This is a genomic window from Streptomyces sp. NPDC023157 (assembly GCF_055560575.1).
Window position 1 is genome coordinate 161,888 of the sequence record NZ_JBVHIL010000002.1, and the last position, 15,038, is coordinate 176,925.

The following is a 15,038-nucleotide window of genomic DNA, read 5'->3' on the forward strand; positions in this document are numbered from 1 at the left end:
CGATTCCGCGTCATGACATCCGCTGCCGGTAGGCGGTGATCTCCGTCAGCCGGTCGAGGAGCTCGTCCTCTCGCTGGTCGAAGCCCTCCTGGTCGATTTCGCCCCGCACCAACCGGCCCTCCAGCTCGGCGAGCTCGCGCCAGATGGGAGCGGGGTCGTAGTACTCCTCCTCCGCCTTCTCCGCGACGCGCTCGGCGACCCAGACGACACCGCGCACGGGGGCGAGCGGGAGGGTGAGCAGCTGCGTGAAAAGTCCCATCCCGTCGCTCTCCATTCCGCTGCGATCCTGCGTGACCTGCGTCATCACGGAGCCGTCACTGTACGAAGCTGTACGGTGGCAGAGGGCCGGTCAGCCGGCACTCGACCCCGCCGTCGATCTCGCGGGCGAGGTTCGACTCAGCCGTGAGGAAGTCCTCCTCGTGCTCGTGGGAGATCAGCAACGAGAGGTTGAGGAAGTCGTTCCCGGACGCGGGCCGGACCGTGTGCTCGCGGGCGAACGGGACGAGCGAGTCGGCCAGCCCGGCCGCCAGGGCATCCTGCCTCTTCTCCACCTCTGCCGCGACCAGCTGCCCCAGCGCCATCGGCAACTGGGGGTCTTGATCACCGGCCAGGATCCGCTCGTTGAGCTCTCGGGCCTTGGGGGTGTCGAGCAGGATGTCCCTCAGCAGCTGTTCCTCGTCCTGGGAGGCCCGTAGGTGGTACTCGGCGCATCCGGCGAGCCGTTCGAGAGTCGCGAGGAAGGCGTCCGCGTCCTTGTGCAGCACGTCCGCGACCGACGAGTCGTCGGTGGCGATGTATCCGAACTGGAGGGGCAGGACCGCGCCGCCCCGCATGAGACGTTCCTGCACCTCTTGGTGGGCCAGCAGGTCCCGGCGCTTGGGCCGGATCTCCTCGGAGACGTCGCTGACCACGGCCGACAGCCGGCCGGCGGCGACGGCGCGCACCCGGGAGGCCTCGGAGCCGACACCGGAGAGTCCCTCCAGGTCGAGCGGGTGGCTCCGCCCGGTGATCGCGTAGACGTACAGGGCCATCGGTCACTCCTTCTCTCGGCGCGCCGCCCGTCGGGCCGGCCGCCGCCTGGGAGCGGGCTCCTCCTCCGCTTCCTCCTCCGGCTCCTCGCGGCTGCGCGAGGATCCGCTCAGGGTCTCGGCGACCGCGTCGACCGCCCCGCTGAGCGCGCCCTTGGACTTGCCGTGGGCACCGCCCTCCACCATGTTTCCCACGACCTCGGGGAGCTGGGCCGGAGCCTTCCGACCGGCTTCGAGGTCGAGACGGTTGCACGCTTCGGCGAAGCGCAGGTACGTGTCCACGCTGGCCACGACGATCCGGGCGTCGATCTTGAGGATCTCGATCCCCACGAGTGAGACGCGGACGAAGACATCGATCACCAGACCGCGGTCGAGTATGAGCTCCAGGACGTCGTAGAGACTGCCCGTGGAACCACCGCCCCTGCTGACGGGCCCGCCGCTCTGCGGCACCATGGTCATGGCGCCTCCCTTCACGGCCGACCGGTCTCAGATCGGCCGATCGATCATTCCGCGGTTGTACCGACGCGTCCGCTCGAAGGAGATCAACGCGCCTTCCTCGTCCAACATGACCGTGTAACTTGCCAGCACACTCGTCGTGTCGGGGATGCGCTCGAGCTCTACCACCTCTACCCGCGCCTCCCACCCCGACTCCGTGGGTTTCAGCGAGGAGACTGACTCCGGTGTTCTACCCAGCAACTTCGCGAGGTGGGCGGTGGCCGACCCCATCGCCGAGGCCGCGTCGACGCTCTTCGCGCGGCTCGGAGCCGATCGCCTACGAGCGGCAGGGCGCTCTTGACGACCCTCGTCGGAGGCGCGTGAGGCAGCCCGTCGCGGCCGAGCCGGATCTGAGGCCATGGGTCACTTCCAGAGAACTTACCGGCAGTAGAAGCTAGAATTCCATCTTATAGGGCGAAATGTCATTCACGGGAGCGCTGACTCCCTACCGCCCGAGCGGGCGGCCTTTACGGGCGACGGTGCGGATGCGCGGCCTGGGTGGGGGCCCGGTGCCGAGGGGATGGAGGCCGCTGGCGCCCGGTGAAGGGACAGGTCATGGAGGACACGACCAAGATAGCCTTGGCCGCCGCACTGGCCGGGGGTTACGTACTGGGCCGTACGAAGAAGGCTCGCCTCGCCTTCACGGTGGCGACATATCTGGCGGGGCGCCGCTTCGGGCTCGAGCCGAAGCAACTCGTGACGCAGGGACTGACCAAGCTCAAGGACATGCCGCAATTCGCCGACCTGAGCGACCAGTTGCGGGGTGAGGCCTTGGACGCCGGCCGCAAGGCCCTCAAGGCGGCGGCCGACCGCAAGCTCGCCGACTTCGCCGACTCGCTTCACGAGCGCACGCTGGTGCTCACCAGCGGCGACGAAGACGAAGGGCGTGACGAGGAAGAGGACGAGCGGTACGAGGACGACAGGTACGAGGACGAGGAAGAAGGCGAGGACGAGGACGAGGAGTTGGAGGGGCGGGGCGAGGAGGACGAGGACGAGGAGGAATGGGAGGAGGAGGAACCTCCAGAGGAGGAAGAACCTGAGGAAGAGCTTGAGGAAGAGCCCGAGGAAGTAGAGGCCGAGGAAGAAGAGCCTGAGCCCGAGCCCGAGCCCGAGAAGCCGCGGCCCCGCCGGACACGTACGTCGTCCCGGGCACGCAAGACATCCTCAGAGCGCGGCGCGGCGAGGCCGGCCGCCCCGGCAGGGGCGAAGGCGGCCAAGAAGGCGACGCCCGCCCGGAAGACGGCTCCCGCGAGGAAGACGGCCCCCGCCAAGAAGGCAGCCCCCGCGAAGAAGACGGCCCCCGCCAAGAAGGCAGCCCCCGCGAAGAAGACGGCCCCCGCCAAGAAGGCGGCACCCGCGAGAAAGACGGCCCCCGCCAAGAAGGCAGCCCCCGCGAAGAAGACGGCTCCCGCCAAGAAGGCGGCCCCCGCGAGGAAGACCGCTCCCGCCAAGAAGACCTCCAGGTCCGGGCCGGCGAAGAAGACGGCAGCGCGCAAGACGACGGCCGCCAAGAAGTCGCCCGCGAAGAAGGCCGCGGCGAAGAAGACCACGGCGAGCAAGAGCCCGGCACGCAAGTCGGCAGCGAAGAAGACGGCAGCGCGCAAGCCGTCGGCGCGGAGGTAGGCCATGGCAACGGAAGACCGTAGCCAAAAGAAGGACTCCGGCTCCGGAATGGACCGACTGCTCGACGAACTGGGCGGATTCCTCTCGGCCCAGGCGGGTCAACTGGCCGACAAGGCGACGGACAAGGTCGGCGACCTCACCGATCAGCTGACCGACGTGGCGGAGAACGGCGGCAAACTCACGGACATCGGCGGCCGCATGCTCAAGGGTGACTCACCGGCCAAGGCGATGGTGGGCAGCACCTTGGGTGGCCTGAAGGACAAGGTCACCGATGCCGCGTCGAACCTGTTCGGCGGCTCGGGCAAGGGCAAGCGCAAGAGCGGCAGCCGGAAGATGACGAGCATCGTCGAGACGATCGACGTGGGCGCTCCACTCCGCCGGGTCTACGACCACTGGACCCAGTACGAGGACTTCAGCGGGTTCGCCAAGGGCGTGCGACACGTCTCACAGGCCGACGACGTGACCAGTGACTGGAAGGTCAAGGTAGGACCCTCGACCCGTAGTTGGAAGGCGACCGTCCAGGAGCAGGTTCCCGACGACCACATCGTCTGGACCTCGGAAGGGGCCAAGGGCTCGACACGAGGATGCGTCAGCTTCCATGAACTGGGGCCGTCCCTCACCCGGATCCTCCTCACCGTCGAGTACTACCCTTCGGGCCTGTTCGAGAAGACGGGCAATCTCTGGCGCGCCCAGGGCCGCCGTCTTCGGCTGGACGCAAAGCACTTCCGCCGATTCGTCACTCTCACCGACGACGAGCCGGAAGGGTGGCGCGGAGAGATCCGCGACGGCGAAGTGGTCCGCACGCACGAAGAGGCCCTGGAGGAGGAGGAAGCGGAGAGGGAAGAGGACGAATCCGAAGAGGAGGACGGTGAGTACGAAGAGGAGCAGGAGCCTGAGGAGGGGTACGCGGACGAGGACGGCTCCGAGGATGACGGCTACGACGAAGAGGAAGCCGAGCCTGAGGACGAGTACGAGGAGGGCGGGGAGGCCGAAGAGGGCTACGAGGACGAGGACGAGGACGAAGAGGCGGCTGACGACTACGAGACCGCCGGCCGTCGTCACCGTAGGCGCTGACGACGCACATGACGGAGGAGCGGCCACGTACGGGTCGCTCCTCCGTCATGTGCGTCGAAACCGACGGCGTGGGGCCGGGCCTCGGCCGGGTCGGAGTCAGTGCTTCAGCGTGTCCTTGGCCTTCTGGGCCGTCTGCTTCGCGTCACCCTTCATCTGCTCGGCCCGGCCTTTGAGCTCAAGGCTCTCGTTCCCGGTTGCCTTGCCCGTGGTCTCCTTGACCTTGCCCTTGGCGGTGTGCGCCATGTTCTTGGCCTTCTTGCCTCCGGCCATGTCCCTCACCTTCCTGCGACGGCGATGTACGCCCGTCGTTCGGCGGGCGTTCCCCGCTCCCTCTTGTCCGTACCTGAACCCACTTTCACGCGCCCGTTTCGCGGGCACCGCGTCTCGGGATCAGCGCTTGAAGACGTCCTTGCCCTTCTCCTTGGTCTCGCGAGCCTTGCCACGTGCCTCCAGAGCAGCGCCCTTAGCCGCGGTCTTCTCGTCGCCCCTGGCGTGAGCGGCCTTCCTCAGGGCTTTGCCGGCGAGCTGTTCTGCCTTGGCCTTGGCCTTCTCCTTGGCGCTCATGTCGGTCCCTTCGTCGCTGCTCTCCTTCGCGCCTACCCCCGTCTCGCGATCGGATGCGGGTGCACCGCGATCGACGAGCCGCGGCGGCGGTGGAGGGCTGGACTGCGGGCGTGGGGCGGGTCGTCTACCAGTAGTGACGGCGTCCGCCGACCGCGTGACCGATTCCCCCGAGGATCCAGAGGATGGCTCCGATGACGACCAGGATGATCCCGATGGTCCACAGGATGGAGATGCCGGCCACCAACCCGATGACGAGCAGAATGACGCCGAGAATGATCATGATGACCTCCGGCTTCGCGGGTGCCTCGATGTCAGAGTAGGCGTGCCCCTGGGGCAGCCAGAAGCGCACTTCTCTCGGCGGGCTGCGCGTACGTGAACGTGAGCCTGCCACCAGGCCTCTACCCGCTTGCTGTCCCGTCAGTCATCGCGTGCAAGCGGCGATTCTGTGACGAAGGAGCACGCTCCGTTGGGGGCTGCCGCCTCACCGGACGCGACGTTTGCCCGGCCGCCGCGGGCAGCGGTGGTCCTGCTGCCCGGCACAGGCGGTGCGGCGGCCGAGGACGCGGAGGTGGACCAGCAGGACGCCGCCGGCCGGGCCCATGTCGGGCGGGCCGGCCCGGCTACCGGCGGCGAGTCAGGCGGCAGAGCCGCGGATCAGCCCGGCGTCACCGCGCCCTCGGGCGCTCCGAACCACCGCGCCAACGCCTCCCCCAGCCCGGCCGTCGACGTCGGCGCCTGCGCCCCCGCGTCGGCCGCCCAGGCCGTGAAGCCGTCCGGACGGACGAGGACCGCCGCCAGTTCGGGGCGGGACGGGCAGGCGGCCGTCAGGATGTCGACGCGGCCGGCATAGCCCGCAGCGAGAGCCCGGAGCCCCGGGTCGTCGGCGAGGTCGAGCAGGAGCGCCCGGCCGCCGTGAAGGTGGTCCGCCAGGCGGCCGCCGTCGGTGAGTTCGAGGTCCGGGGTGCTGCGGCCGGTCAGCGGGTGCTCGCCCGGCAGCTCGTACCGCACCCCGCCACCGTTGAGCCGCGAGGTGAGGTACGTGGTGCCCGCGACCGTCCCCGCCAGGTCGCTGACGATCCCGCGCAGGGCCCGGGACTGCGGGTCCGGGCGCATGGCCGCGACCTGGGACCGGGTCCAGTCCAGGACCCACGCACCGACCGGGTGCCGCTCGGAGGTGTACGTGTCCAGCAGCTCTTCCGGCGCCCGGCCGCCGACCACCGCGGCGAGCTTCCAGCCGAGGTTCATCGCGTCCCCGATGCCCAGGCTCAGCCCCTGGCTCCCGAACGCGGAGTGCACGTGCGCCGCGTCGCCCGCCAGCAGCACCCTGCCCTTGCGGTACTCGGTGACCTGGCGGGCGTGGTCGGTGAAGCGGGTCGCGGTCCGCACCTCGGTGATCGTGACGTCCACGCCGGACACACGGCGCAGCCGGGCCTGCAGGTCCTCGGTGGTGACCGGCGCGTCCCGGTCGGCCGGCGGGCCGTCGAACTCCACGGTGACGATGCGGCCCGGCATCGGCCCGTGGGCGTACACCCCGGTGTCCGTGGCGGCCCAGCCGACCTCCAGGTCCTCGGCGCCGGTCATCTCCACGACCGCCTGGTGACAGGTGACCTCCGGGTCCGTACCGGGAAACGCGAACCCCGCCAGCTTGCGGACCGTGCTGCGGCCGCCGTCGCAGCCCACGAGCCAGCCGGCGCGTATGACCCCGTGGCTGGTCCGCACGGTGACGGCCCCGTCGTCCGCGTCGAAGCCGGTCAACTCCACTCCCCGGCGCACGTCGACGCCGAGCTCGTCCGCCCGCCCGGCGAGCAGCCGCTCGATGTCCTGCTGCGCCACGAAGGCGATCTCGGAGGCCGGTCCGGCGTCGCCGAGGCCCGGCTCCGTACGGTCGACCAGGTCGGCACGCAGCATGATCCCGGCGAAGTGCCCGACGACCCCGAGCCCTTGGCCCGTTGCCCCGCCTCCGTCACCGCCGCTCCGCTCGCGCAGGAACGCCTGGAAGCGGTCCATCGCCTGCCGCTGCACCTCAGCCAGCGCGGGCAGCATGCCCCGGCGGTAGAGCGCCTCGGCGCTGGGCGTGGTGATCGCCCCGCCCTTGATCACCGGGTTCACTTCGGTGAGGCGCTCCAGAACGGCCACCCGCGCGCCCCCGAGCCGGAGCTCGCAGGCCAGCATCAGTCCGACCGGGCCGCCTCCGGCCACCACTACGTCATAGTCCATGGCGCCCACTATGACCGAGGGCCGAGAGGGCCCCTTCACCGCCCTGACCAGCCACAACAGGCGCTCCGATGTCAAGGGGCGGGTCGCGCGCTCGGTGTCGTGGGGAGGCGGGGGTTGAGGTGCGTGAGGAGGACCGGGATGTCCGCCGACGTGAAGTCCTGGCGCAGTGCGCCGCTCCGATGGGCGGCGCCCACCAGGTCGTCGAGAACCCGCTGGAGGCGCTGGGCGCCGGGCGTTCTTTCCCTCCGAGCGCGGATGCGGACGCTGATGACGGGGGTCACATGCAGCCGTCCGACTGTTTCACCCGGTCGTCGGCCCACCGGTGATCCGTACCTAGGCCATCCAGAAGAAGACGGCCGTCATGCGCTTGTCGTCCAGGGTGGTGCCCGTGTAGCCGGTCGCGGTGTGGATGAGGTTGGCCGAGTACAGCAGCAGACGGTTGTAGCGGGGCGGGACGCGCAGGTCCTCGGTGAAGGAGTCCTCCCGCACGAAGCGGGTGCCGAGCGCGTCGACCAGGTTGTTGTGCGGGGCGAGCACCTGGTTGCCGCCGAGGACGCCGCCGGACAGGCTCTGCCGGTAGAAGCTGGTGCCGCAGTCCTTGGGCAGGTCCGGGCTGAGGTACAGCACCGCCGCGTAGCGGCACAGGCTGCGGGAGTCGGTGTGGGGGCGCGGTTCGCACTCGTCCTTGCCGACGACCTGGACGCAGTTGTGGTTGAAGGTGCCCCCGCCGGTGGGGTCCACGGCCCAGATCCGCTGCGCTCCCGTGGTCGTGCGCACCAGCTTCTCCACATGGGCCAGTTCGGCCGGTTCGAGGCCGGGCATCGTACGCAGCCCCGGCCACGGCTCGGGCTTGTGCGGGTACCCCTCCACCCAGTCGTCCCGCTCCAGCATGCGCGCCCGAACGGCGTCGGGGTCGGGCAGGACATCGTCCAGGATCCAGTAGTCCCGGCCGCGGGTGGGCTTGCGGTACGGAAGGAGCCGGGGCGTGCCGGGGCGTGGGGGGTACGAAGGCGAAGACGGCATGACGGGAACGCTAGGCGCCAGGGCGGATGCCACCCGCCAAAGCGCCGCCAAGACTGCGGCAAGAGATCGCCATCTAGGCAAGCCGGAGGAAAAGAAGGCCTCGGGACCGGCAACGCGCTCCCGTCATGCCGCCCTGGGGGACGAGCAGAGGACGAGCGGAATTGCTCAGCGGCCGGCGTACGGCAGCAGGGCCATCTCCCGGGCGTTCTTCACGGCGGTGGCGAGGGCGCGCTGCTGCTGGGCCGTCACCCGGGTGACGCGTCGGCTGCGGATCTTGCCGCGGTCGGAGACGAACTTCCGGAGCAGGTCGGTGTCCTTGTAGTCGACGTACGTGATGCCGGCCGCGTCGAGCGGGTTCGGGCGGGACTTCGCGGGCTTGCGGGGGTCGGGGCGTCGGGCCATGTCGCGGCTCCTTCGATTGAGCGGTTCAGTGGGGTCGTACGAGGTCAGGCGGCGTCGAGAAGGGAGTCGAAGGCGGCGGGCAGGTGCTTCCAGGCCTCGCGGCCCACCTGGTACTCGGCGTCCGTCAGCAGGCAGGAGTCGAGGAGTTCCTCGAGCCCCTCCCGGTCGAGGCCGGGCGAGGTGAACACGAGGTGCTGGCAGCAGTCACCGTGCTCGGGGTGCCAGTCGAGGGCGGCGGCCGCCCGGCGTACGGGCGGGACCATCTCCCAGGCTGCGTCGGGCAGGGACGCCAGCCACGGGCCGGCGTTCTCCACGCACAGCGCTCCGCCGGCCGCGTCCCAGGCGAGCAGGGCGTCGGGACGGTCGGCGAGCCAGAACCGCCCGCGGCTGCGGGCGGCGGCGCAGCACAGGTCTTCGAGCGCCTGGTAGAGCCGTTCCGGGTGGAACGGCCTGTGGCGGCGCCAGACGAAGGTGGTGACACCGGCCTCGTCGGCGTCCTGGGGCAGCAGCGCGCACGCGGGGTGCTGGGCGGCGGCCGCCGCCTCGACGTCGAAGCCCGCGAACGCGGCTTCGACGAGCTCGCCGGAGTCGGCCGGCACGCGCCGGGCGGTGGGATGGAGCTGTGCCAGGAGGGCGTGGTCCTCGTCGTCGGCCACGGCGCTGTCGACGACGGCGAGGACGGGTGCGTACTCCAGCTGGCGGGCCCAGGTGTCGCCGACGGTCCGCCGGTCGGTGGGGGCGGCGGCCAGGCCGGCGTCGGCGAGGTCGTCGCCGTTGCCCAGGCAGGGCAGGACGAGCGCCGGGTCCACGGCGGTGATCACGTTCGTCAGGGCCAGGCGGGTGCCGCCGTGGGCGGCGATGACCTCGGCCATGCCCTTCGGTTCGACCGACTCCCACAGCTCGACCACGGCGAGCCGGGTCAGCCCGCCGTCCGCCAGCCGCTCCAGCTCCGGGACGAGGTCTTCGCGGAGCGCGCAGCAGGCGCAGTCGTTGACCAGGGGCGTGGTGCCGGAGGAGAGGGTGCCGGAGGCGTCGCGGATCAACCGCAGGACACTGCCGCCGGGCGCTCCGGCGAGGTCGTGGTGCAGGGCCACGCTGCCGGGAACGGTCTTCAGGAGTCGTTCGACGACCTCCCTGCGGGCGTCGGCGTGGAGCCCGGCGACGATCACGACGGGCATCGGGTGTCCCTGGTGCATCAACGGGCTCCGTAGCGGCGCTGGAACTTCTCGACGCGGCCGGCCGTGTCGAGGACGCGAGCGGTGCCCGTGTAGAAGGGGTGGCTCGCCGAGGAGATCTCGACGTCGACGACCGGGTAGGTGTTGCCGTCCTCCCACTCGACGATCTTGTCACTGGTCATCGTGGAGCGGGTGAGGAAAGCGGTGCCGGAGGCGGAGTCGCGGAAGACGACGGGCTCGTAGGCGGGGTGGATTCCGGGCTTCATGGCAGGACCTTTCGATGGTCGGGGGCGGGGGGGAGGCGGAGTGGTCAGCGCTCTTCGCGGAAGTCAACGTGTCGGCCGACCACGGGGTCGTACTTGCGGAGCACCAGGCGGTCGGGGTCGTTGCGCCGGTTCTTGCGCGTCACATAGGTGAACCCGGTGCCCGCCGTGGAGCGGAGCTTGATGATCGGGCGGATCTCGTTGCGTGCCATGCCGAGGAGTATATGGGAACGATTTTCATTTCCAATACTGTACCGTGACCATCACTCCAAGCCAGCAGGAAAGGTGGCCACAGCCATGTCAGCCCACTGCCAACTCACCGGCGCCCAGCCGGGATTCGGCAACACCATCTCCCACTCCCACCGACGCACCTCGCGTCGCTTCGACCCGAACATCCAGCGCAAGCGCTACTGGCTGCCCGGTGAGGGCCGGTACGTCCGCCTCACGCTCAGCGCCAAGGCGATCAAGACGGTGGACGCGATCGGCATCGAGGCCGCCGTGGCACGCATCCGCGCACGAGGCGGGAAGGTCTGATGGCCAAGCGCAGCAAGATCGCGAAGAACGAGAAGCGCAGGGAGATCGTCGAGCGGTACGCCGCCCGGCGGGCCGAACTCAAGGGGATCATCCGCCGCCCGTCCTCCGCGACGGCCGAACGGGACGCCGCACTCGCCGAGTTGCGACGCCAGCCGCGTGACGCGAGTGCCACGCGGGTACGCAACCGCGACAGCGTGGACGGCCGCCCCCGCGGCTACCTGCGCAAGTTCGGCCTCTCCCGCGTACGGGCACGCCAACAGGCGCACGCCGGGTTCCTGCCAGGAGTCACCAAGTCCTCCTGGTAGGAAGCCGGCGCGGCGGGCTAGCGGTCAGCGGGCCGTCCGGGCGAGCGCCGCGAGCACCGGCACGACACCGTCCTCCGCGGCCAGGCGGTCGGCCAGCGCGCGGGCGCGCGCACGGTGGGAGCCGTCCCCCGTCGCCCGGCGCAGGGCCACGGCCAGGGCCTCGGAGGTGAGGCGGCGCAGCGGCACCACCCCGGGAGCGGTGCCCAGCGCGGTCAGCCGGGCCGCCCAGAACGCCGCGTCGAACTGGACCGGCACCGGAACGCTGGGCACCCCGGCCCGCAGGACGGCGCCGGTCGTGCCCGCTCCCGCGTGGTGGACGACGGCGGCCGTACGGGGGAACAGCAGGGAATGCGGCACCTCGTCGACGGTCAGGATGTCGTCGCCCCGGGCCTCCAGCCCCGCCCAGCCCCGCTGGACGATCCCGCGCACCTTCGCCGCGCGCAGCGCCGCGACGATCTCACGGCTCACCCGCTCGGGATCGGGGACGGTGGCGCTGCCCAGACCGACGAAGACCGGCGGGGGCCCGGCGGCGAGGAAGTCCTCCAGTTCCGGGGACAGCTGCCCGGTCTCGTGCGGCCACCAGTACCCGGACACCTCCAGCCCCGCGGGCCAGTCCCGGGGCCGGGGGACGACCAGCTCGCTGTAGCCGTGCAGCACCGGCCACGTCCGGGACCGGCCCGCCGTCGCGAGCCCGTGCCGCCGCAGCGACCGTACGGCGTCGGAGAACAGCAGCTCCACCGACGCCATCACGGCCCGCCCGCTCAGCCGGTTCCCCAGCCTGCCCAGGGACCGCGTCCCCAGGACCGGGGCGGGAAACTCCCGGGTCGGATGCAGGGGCTGGAGGTGCAGGCCCAGGGCGGGCACCGACAGGCCCTCGGCGATGGCGTACCCGAGCGGCCCCAACGCCCCGCCGACCAGCAGGACCTCGCCCTCCCGCGCCGCCTCCACCAGAGCGGCCGTCATCTCGTCGGCCGCCCCCCGGGCCATGGACGCCAGCCGTACGAGTTTCCCCGCGCCGGTCCTCGCGTCATGGAGCCGCCGGCCCCGCGCTGAACGCAGCTCGGCACGCGGATCCACCGGCAGCGGCCGGAACCGCACCCCCGAGCCCGCCACCAGCGGCTCGAACACCCCGTGCGCCGCCAACGTCACCTCATGCCCGGCCCGTACGAGGCCGGCACCCAGACCCGTGTACGGCGCGACGTCACCCCGCGACCCCGCCGTCATCATCACGATGCGCACCCCGCCAGTGTGCCCCACCCGGACGTGGCACCACGGCGGACACCCGGATGACGGAAGTCTTACGGTCCGGCGTGGACGCCACCTGGTCGAGGCGTCGGTCCGTAGCGTCGTCTCCATGCGTGTACTCGTCACCGGAGGAGCCGGATTCATCGGCTCGCACATCGTCAGCGCCCTCACGGAGGCCCGGCACGAGGTGGTGGTGCTCGACGCTCTGCTGCCCAGTGCGCACCGGGTGGCCCCCGAGGTGCCGCCCGTGGAGTTCCTCCACGCGGACGTCAGGGATCCGGTGGCGGTCGGCGCGGCGCTGCGCGGTGTCGACGCGGTGTGCCACCAGGCCGCCATGGTCGGGCTCGGGAAGGACTTCGCCGACGCCCCCGAGTACGTGGGCTGCAACGACCTCGGCACGGCCGTCCTGCTCGCCGCCATGGCGGAGGCCGGGCTGCGGCGACTCGTCCTCGCCGGGTCGATGGTCGTCTACGGAGAGGGCCGGTACGAGTGCCCCGCGCACGGTGTCGTGCGCCCCGGCGCCCGGCTCTCCCGGGACCTCGCCGCCGGGCGGTTCGAACCGCGCTGCCCCGCCTGCGAGACCGAGCTCGCACCCGGTCTTGTCGTTGAGGACGCCCCCGCCGACCCCCGCAACGTGTACGCCACGACGAAGCTGGCGCAGGAGCACCTGGCGGCGGCGTGGGCTCGTGCGGTCGGGGGCACGGCGGTCTCGTTGCGCTACCACAACGTGTACGGGCCCGGAATGCCCCGCGACACCCCGTACGCGGGCGTGGCGTCGTTCTTCCGCTCGGCCCTCGCCCGGGGCGAGGCGCCCCGCGTGTTCGAGGACGGGGGGCAGCGGCGGGACTTCGTGCACGTACGGGATGTGGCGGCGGCCAACCGGGTCGCGCTGGAGGCCGCGGACGGGCTGCCGGCCGGCGCGCTCACGGCGTACAACACCGGCAGCGGCGAGCCGCGCACCGTGGGCGAGATGGCCACCGCGCTGGCGCGGGCGTGCGGCGGTCCCGAGCCCGTGGTGACGGGCGAGTACCGGCTCGGCGACGTCCGGCACGTCACCGCCGACTCGTCCCTGCTGCGCAGGGAGCTGGGCTGGCGACCGGAGGTCGGCTTCACCGAGGGCATGACGGAGTTCGCCGGTGCAGGGCAGCGGGCGTCGGCGGCTGTCGTCTGATCGCGGTCAGCTCACCGCCTCCGGCAAGGTGACCTCGAAGCGGCAGCCGCCCGGGACGTTGCGGACTTCGGCGCGGCCCGCGTGGGCCTCGACGATGCCTCGGACGATGGCGAGTCCGAGCCCGGCGCCGGCCGGCGGGGTGCGGGCTTCGGTGCCGCGCCAGCCGGTGTCGAAGACGCGGGTGAGGTTCTCGTCGGGGATGCCGCCGCAGCCGTCGGTGACGGACAGGACGACGGCGTCGTCCCGGCGTTCGGCCGCGACCGCGACGGTGCCGTCGGCCGGGGTGTGGCGGATGGCGTTGACGAGGAGGTTGGCGAGGACCCGGGTCATCTCCTTGCCGTCGACCTCGACGGGGATCGCCGCGACCTCCTCCCCCACGAGGCGCACGCCGTGCTCGCGCGCGAGCGGGTCGGCGCCGCTCAGGGCGTCGCCGACCAGGTCGTACACGGACATGCGGCTCGGGCTGAGGGTCAGGGCGCCGGCGTGGATGCGGGAGAGTTCGAAGAGGTCGGTGACCATGGCCGTCAGGCGTTCGACCTCGGTGCGGATCTGCCGGTGGTAGCGGGCGGGGTCGGCGGCCATGCCGTCCTCCAGGGCCTCGGCCATGGCCCGCAGCCCCGCCAGCGGGGTGCGCAGGTCGTGGGAGATCCAGGCGACGAGCTCGCGGCGGGAGGCTTCCAGGGAGAGTTCGCGTGTGCGGGAGGCGTCGAGTTTGGCGCTGGTCGCCGCCAGTTCGCGGCTGAGCGCGGCGAGTTCGGCGGTGGCGGCGCCGTCGGGGGCGGAGAAGCTGCCGTCGTCGCCGAAGTCGCGGGCGGCGCGGGCGAGGGCCCGGCTGCGGGCCACGACCCAGCGGCCGAGGACGAGGGCGGTGCCGAGTGAGACGAGGGACGCCATGGCGACGACGAGGGTCACCACCCACAGGTCGTGCGCGGACAGGAACATCGCCCGCGCGACGGCGAGCGTCCCGGCGAGCATCGCGGTCACCGTGACGGCCGCGACCACGGTCAGGGAGACCGCGACGGAACGGTGCCGTACGAGGCGGAGGACGAGCGCCCCGGCAAGACCGGCGCACACGGCTCCCGCCAGGGCGAAAACGGCGATCAGCAGGATGTCTCTCATGCCGCTCCCCCACCCGTGCCCTCGCAGTCGGGTGCGAAGCGGTAGCCGACGCCCCAGACCGTCCGGATGAGCCGGGGGTGCGCCGGGTCGTCCTCGATCTTGGCGCGCAGGCGCCGGACATGGACCGTGACGGTGGACAGGTCGCCGAAGTCCCAGCCCCACACGCGGCGCATCAGGTCTTCTCTGCTGTGGGCGGCGTCGGGGCGCTCCATGAAGTACGCCAGGAGGTCGAACTCCCTCAGCGTGAGAGCTAGTTCTGTGCCCGCGCGGGTTGCTGTCCGGGTGACCGGGTCGACGGTGAGGCCCGCGCTGCGCAGGACCGTCCGGGTGGCCGTCGGCCCGGTGGCGGCGCGGCTGCGGCGCAGCACGGACTCGACGCGCAGGACGAGTTCGCGTGGACTGAAGGGCTTGGTGACGTAGTCGTCGGCACCCACCTCCAGGCCTGTGATCCGGTCCTCCTCGTCGCCCCGCGCGGTCAGCATGATCACTGGCACGGGCCTGGTCTCCCGCAGGCGCCGGCACACCTCAAGACCGTCCGGACCGGGCAGCATCAGGTCGAGCACGACGAGGTCCGGCGGCCGCTCCCCCGCCCGCAGGAGGGCGTCGGAGCCGTCCGCCGCGTGCTCCACGGCGAACCCGGATCTGCCGAGGTATCCGGCCACCACCTCGGCCACGGTCGGATCGTCGTCCACCACCAGGATCCGGGCCGGGGGCGGCGGGGCGCTGTGCTCGTTCATGCCGCACAGCGTGGCATCCGTCCCGGCGGGCGGTCACGGCCACTCGGGCGTACGCCGGAGGAC

Annotated in this window: 21 protein-coding genes; 5 read left to right on the forward strand and 16 right to left on the reverse strand. The window is 71.6% G+C overall.

Annotated features, from left to right (window positions below; genetic code table 11):
- Positions 1 to 10 precede the first annotated feature (10 nt).
- Genes ACZ3ZE_RS06500 through ACZ3ZE_RS06515 form a run of 4 tightly spaced genes read right to left on the reverse strand, consistent with a single transcriptional unit; the run spans position 11 to position 1,883 of the window.
- Entirely contained in the window at positions 11 to 259 is a 249-nt protein-coding gene (locus ACZ3ZE_RS06500) for a gas vesicle protein GvpG (protein ID WP_361170926.1), read from the reverse strand.
- A gap of 55 nt (positions 260 to 314) precedes the next feature.
- Positions 315 to 1,031: a GvpL/GvpF family gas vesicle protein gene (locus ACZ3ZE_RS06505; RefSeq protein ID WP_361170923.1), complete on the reverse strand. Its 717-nt coding sequence runs from the start codon at positions 1,029 to 1,031 to the stop codon at positions 315 to 317.
- Positions 1,032 to 1,034: 3 nt separating this feature from the next.
- Complete coding sequence (locus ACZ3ZE_RS06510) at positions 1,035 to 1,487, reverse strand: gas vesicle structural protein GvpA (protein WP_361170920.1); 453 nt, start codon at positions 1,485 to 1,487, stop codon at positions 1,035 to 1,037.
- A 27-nt stretch (positions 1,488 to 1,514) separates the two neighbouring features.
- Complete coding sequence (locus tag ACZ3ZE_RS06515; RefSeq protein WP_361170918.1) at positions 1,515 to 1,883, reverse strand: gas vesicle protein GvpO; 369 nt, start codon at positions 1,881 to 1,883, stop codon at positions 1,515 to 1,517.
- Positions 1,884 to 2,078: 195 nt separating this feature from the next.
- Here ACZ3ZE_RS06515 and ACZ3ZE_RS06520 point away from each other — a divergent pair, with 195 nt between their 5' ends.
- Entirely contained in the window at positions 2,079 to 3,146 is a 1,068-nt protein-coding gene (locus ACZ3ZE_RS06520; protein WP_467257704.1) for a histone protein, read from the forward strand.
- Between the two features lie 3 nt (positions 3,147 to 3,149).
- Positions 3,150 to 4,220 carry an SRPBCC family protein gene (locus tag ACZ3ZE_RS06525; RefSeq protein ID WP_467257707.1) on the forward strand — a complete coding sequence of 357 codons (1,071 nt, stop codon included), beginning with the start codon at positions 3,150 to 3,152 and terminating at the stop codon, positions 4,218 to 4,220.
- Between the two features lie 96 nt (positions 4,221 to 4,316).
- Here the strand turns inward: ACZ3ZE_RS06525 and ACZ3ZE_RS06530 are convergent, their stop codons facing one another.
- From ACZ3ZE_RS06530 to rpmG, 9 genes are all read right to left on the reverse strand, one after another.
- The gene (locus ACZ3ZE_RS06530; protein ID WP_361170909.1) at positions 4,317 to 4,490 is read right to left on the reverse strand and encodes a CsbD family protein; all 174 of its coding nucleotides are present in this window, start codon (positions 4,488 to 4,490) and stop codon (positions 4,317 to 4,319) included.
- Positions 4,491 to 4,610: 120 nt separating this feature from the next.
- Positions 4,611 to 4,784, reverse strand: coding sequence for a hypothetical protein (locus ACZ3ZE_RS06535; RefSeq protein WP_361170906.1), 174 nt, complete (start codon positions 4,782 to 4,784; stop codon positions 4,611 to 4,613).
- Between the two features lie 124 nt (positions 4,785 to 4,908).
- Positions 4,909 to 5,064: a DUF6131 family protein gene (locus ACZ3ZE_RS06540; RefSeq protein WP_361171236.1), complete on the reverse strand. Its 156-nt coding sequence runs from the start codon at positions 5,062 to 5,064 to the stop codon at positions 4,909 to 4,911.
- A 374-nt stretch (positions 5,065 to 5,438) separates the two neighbouring features.
- Complete coding sequence (locus ACZ3ZE_RS06545; RefSeq protein WP_467257710.1) at positions 5,439 to 7,001, reverse strand: FAD-dependent monooxygenase; 1,563 nt, start codon at positions 6,999 to 7,001, stop codon at positions 5,439 to 5,441.
- 333 nt (positions 7,002 to 7,334) lie between these two features.
- Positions 7,335 to 8,024 (reverse strand): DUF6445 family protein, encoded by a 690-nt coding sequence (locus tag ACZ3ZE_RS06550; RefSeq protein ID WP_361170900.1) that lies wholly within the window; start codon positions 8,022 to 8,024, stop codon positions 7,335 to 7,337.
- 165 nt (positions 8,025 to 8,189) lie between these two features.
- Complete coding sequence (rpsR, locus tag ACZ3ZE_RS06555; protein ID WP_361170897.1) at positions 8,190 to 8,426, reverse strand: 30S ribosomal protein S18; 237 nt, start codon at positions 8,424 to 8,426, stop codon at positions 8,190 to 8,192.
- 44 nt (positions 8,427 to 8,470) lie between these two features.
- Positions 8,471 to 9,622 (reverse strand): CobW family GTP-binding protein, encoded by a 1,152-nt coding sequence (locus ACZ3ZE_RS06560; RefSeq protein ID WP_467257713.1) that lies wholly within the window; start codon positions 9,620 to 9,622, stop codon positions 8,471 to 8,473.
- Positions 9,622 to 9,867, reverse strand: coding sequence for a type B 50S ribosomal protein L31 (locus tag ACZ3ZE_RS06565; protein WP_467257716.1), 246 nt, complete (start codon positions 9,865 to 9,867; stop codon positions 9,622 to 9,624). Before ACZ3ZE_RS06565 ends, ACZ3ZE_RS06560 begins: the two co-directional genes overlap by 1 nt.
- A 44-nt stretch (positions 9,868 to 9,911) precedes the next feature.
- Positions 9,912 to 10,076: a 50S ribosomal protein L33 gene (gene rpmG / locus ACZ3ZE_RS06570; RefSeq protein ID WP_363291279.1), complete on the reverse strand. Its 165-nt coding sequence runs from the start codon at positions 10,074 to 10,076 to the stop codon at positions 9,912 to 9,914.
- Between the two features lie 85 nt (positions 10,077 to 10,161).
- On the opposite strand from rpmG, the gene rpmB reads away from it, so the two are divergent.
- Positions 10,162 to 10,398, forward strand: coding sequence for a 50S ribosomal protein L28 (gene rpmB, locus ACZ3ZE_RS06575; RefSeq protein WP_361170887.1), 237 nt, complete (start codon positions 10,162 to 10,164; stop codon positions 10,396 to 10,398).
- Entirely contained in the window at positions 10,398 to 10,703 is a 306-nt protein-coding gene (gene rpsN, locus ACZ3ZE_RS06580; protein WP_361170884.1) for a 30S ribosomal protein S14, read from the forward strand. The genes rpmB and rpsN overlap by 1 nt, the downstream gene beginning before the upstream one ends.
- A gap of 24 nt (positions 10,704 to 10,727) precedes the next feature.
- Here rpsN and ACZ3ZE_RS06585 read toward each other — a convergent pair whose 3' ends face one another.
- On the reverse strand, positions 10,728 to 11,942 hold the full coding sequence (locus ACZ3ZE_RS06585) for a glycosyltransferase (RefSeq protein WP_361628043.1): 1,215 nt from the start codon (positions 11,940 to 11,942) through the stop codon (positions 10,728 to 10,730).
- A gap of 115 nt (positions 11,943 to 12,057) precedes the next feature.
- On the opposite strand from ACZ3ZE_RS06585, the gene ACZ3ZE_RS06590 reads away from it, so the two are divergent.
- A complete protein-coding gene (locus tag ACZ3ZE_RS06590) occupies positions 12,058 to 13,119 on the forward strand; it encodes an NAD-dependent epimerase/dehydratase family protein (RefSeq protein WP_361170878.1) in 1,062 nt (353 codons plus the stop codon).
- Positions 13,120 to 13,125: 6 nt separating this feature from the next.
- Here the strand turns inward: ACZ3ZE_RS06590 and ACZ3ZE_RS06595 are convergent, their stop codons facing one another.
- Positions 13,126 to 14,238, reverse strand: coding sequence for a sensor histidine kinase (locus ACZ3ZE_RS06595; protein ID WP_361628049.1), 1,113 nt, complete (start codon positions 14,236 to 14,238; stop codon positions 13,126 to 13,128).
- Complete coding sequence (locus ACZ3ZE_RS06600) at positions 14,235 to 14,975, reverse strand: response regulator transcription factor (protein ID WP_361628052.1); 741 nt, start codon at positions 14,973 to 14,975, stop codon at positions 14,235 to 14,237. Before ACZ3ZE_RS06600 ends, ACZ3ZE_RS06595 begins: the two co-directional genes overlap by 4 nt.
- Positions 14,976 to 15,038 lie beyond the last annotated feature (63 nt).

What these genes read in the sequence shown, in the direction of transcription:
- ACZ3ZE_RS06500 (WP_361170926.1), bottom strand. Translation starts at nt 259, where the DNA reads ATGGGACTTTTCACGCAGCTGCTCACCCTCCCGCTCGCCCCCGTGCGC.
- ACZ3ZE_RS06505 (WP_361170923.1), bottom strand. Translation starts at nt 1,031, where the DNA reads ATGGCCCTGTACGTCTACGCGATCACCGGGCGGAGCCACCCGCTCGAC.
- ACZ3ZE_RS06510 (WP_361170920.1), bottom strand. Translation starts at nt 1,487, where the DNA reads ATGACCATGGTGCCGCAGAGCGGCGGGCCCGTCAGCAGGGGCGGTGGT.
- ACZ3ZE_RS06515 (WP_361170918.1), bottom strand. Translation starts at nt 1,883, where the DNA reads ATGGCCTCAGATCCGGCTCGGCCGCGACGGGCTGCCTCACGCGCCTCC.
- ACZ3ZE_RS06520 (WP_467257704.1), top strand. Translation starts at nt 2,079, where the DNA reads ATGGAGGACACGACCAAGATAGCCTTGGCCGCCGCACTGGCCGGGGGT.
- ACZ3ZE_RS06525 (WP_467257707.1), top strand. Translation starts at nt 3,150, where the DNA reads ATGGCAACGGAAGACCGTAGCCAAAAGAAGGACTCCGGCTCCGGAATG.
- ACZ3ZE_RS06530 (WP_361170909.1), bottom strand. Translation starts at nt 4,490, where the DNA reads ATGGCCGGAGGCAAGAAGGCCAAGAACATGGCGCACACCGCCAAGGGC.
- ACZ3ZE_RS06535 (WP_361170906.1), bottom strand. Translation starts at nt 4,784, where the DNA reads ATGAGCGCCAAGGAGAAGGCCAAGGCCAAGGCAGAACAGCTCGCCGGC.
- ACZ3ZE_RS06540 (WP_361171236.1), bottom strand. Translation starts at nt 5,064, where the DNA reads ATGATCATTCTCGGCGTCATTCTGCTCGTCATCGGGTTGGTGGCCGGC.
- ACZ3ZE_RS06545 (WP_467257710.1), bottom strand. Translation starts at nt 7,001, where the DNA reads ATGGACTATGACGTAGTGGTGGCCGGAGGCGGCCCGGTCGGACTGATG.
- ACZ3ZE_RS06550 (WP_361170900.1), bottom strand. Translation starts at nt 8,024, where the DNA reads ATGCCGTCTTCGCCTTCGTACCCCCCACGCCCCGGCACGCCCCGGCTC.
- rpsR (WP_361170897.1), bottom strand. Translation starts at nt 8,426, where the DNA reads ATGGCCCGACGCCCCGACCCCCGCAAGCCCGCGAAGTCCCGCCCGAAC.
- ACZ3ZE_RS06560 (WP_467257713.1), bottom strand. Translation starts at nt 9,622, where the DNA reads ATGCACCAGGGACACCCGATGCCCGTCGTGATCGTCGCCGGGCTCCAC.
- ACZ3ZE_RS06565 (WP_467257716.1), bottom strand. Translation starts at nt 9,867, where the DNA reads ATGAAGCCCGGAATCCACCCCGCCTACGAGCCCGTCGTCTTCCGCGAC.
- rpmG (WP_363291279.1), bottom strand. Translation starts at nt 10,076, where the DNA reads ATGGCACGCAACGAGATCCGCCCGATCATCAAGCTCCGCTCCACGGCG.
- rpmB (WP_361170887.1), top strand. Translation starts at nt 10,162, where the DNA reads ATGTCAGCCCACTGCCAACTCACCGGCGCCCAGCCGGGATTCGGCAAC.
- rpsN (WP_361170884.1), top strand. Translation starts at nt 10,398, where the DNA reads ATGGCCAAGCGCAGCAAGATCGCGAAGAACGAGAAGCGCAGGGAGATC.
- ACZ3ZE_RS06590 (WP_361170878.1), top strand. Translation starts at nt 12,058, where the DNA reads ATGCGTGTACTCGTCACCGGAGGAGCCGGATTCATCGGCTCGCACATC.
- ACZ3ZE_RS06595 (WP_361628049.1), bottom strand. Translation starts at nt 14,238, where the DNA reads ATGAGAGACATCCTGCTGATCGCCGTTTTCGCCCTGGCGGGAGCCGTG.
- ACZ3ZE_RS06600 (WP_361628052.1), bottom strand. Translation starts at nt 14,975, where the DNA reads ATGAACGAGCACAGCGCCCCGCCGCCCCCGGCCCGGATCCTGGTGGTG.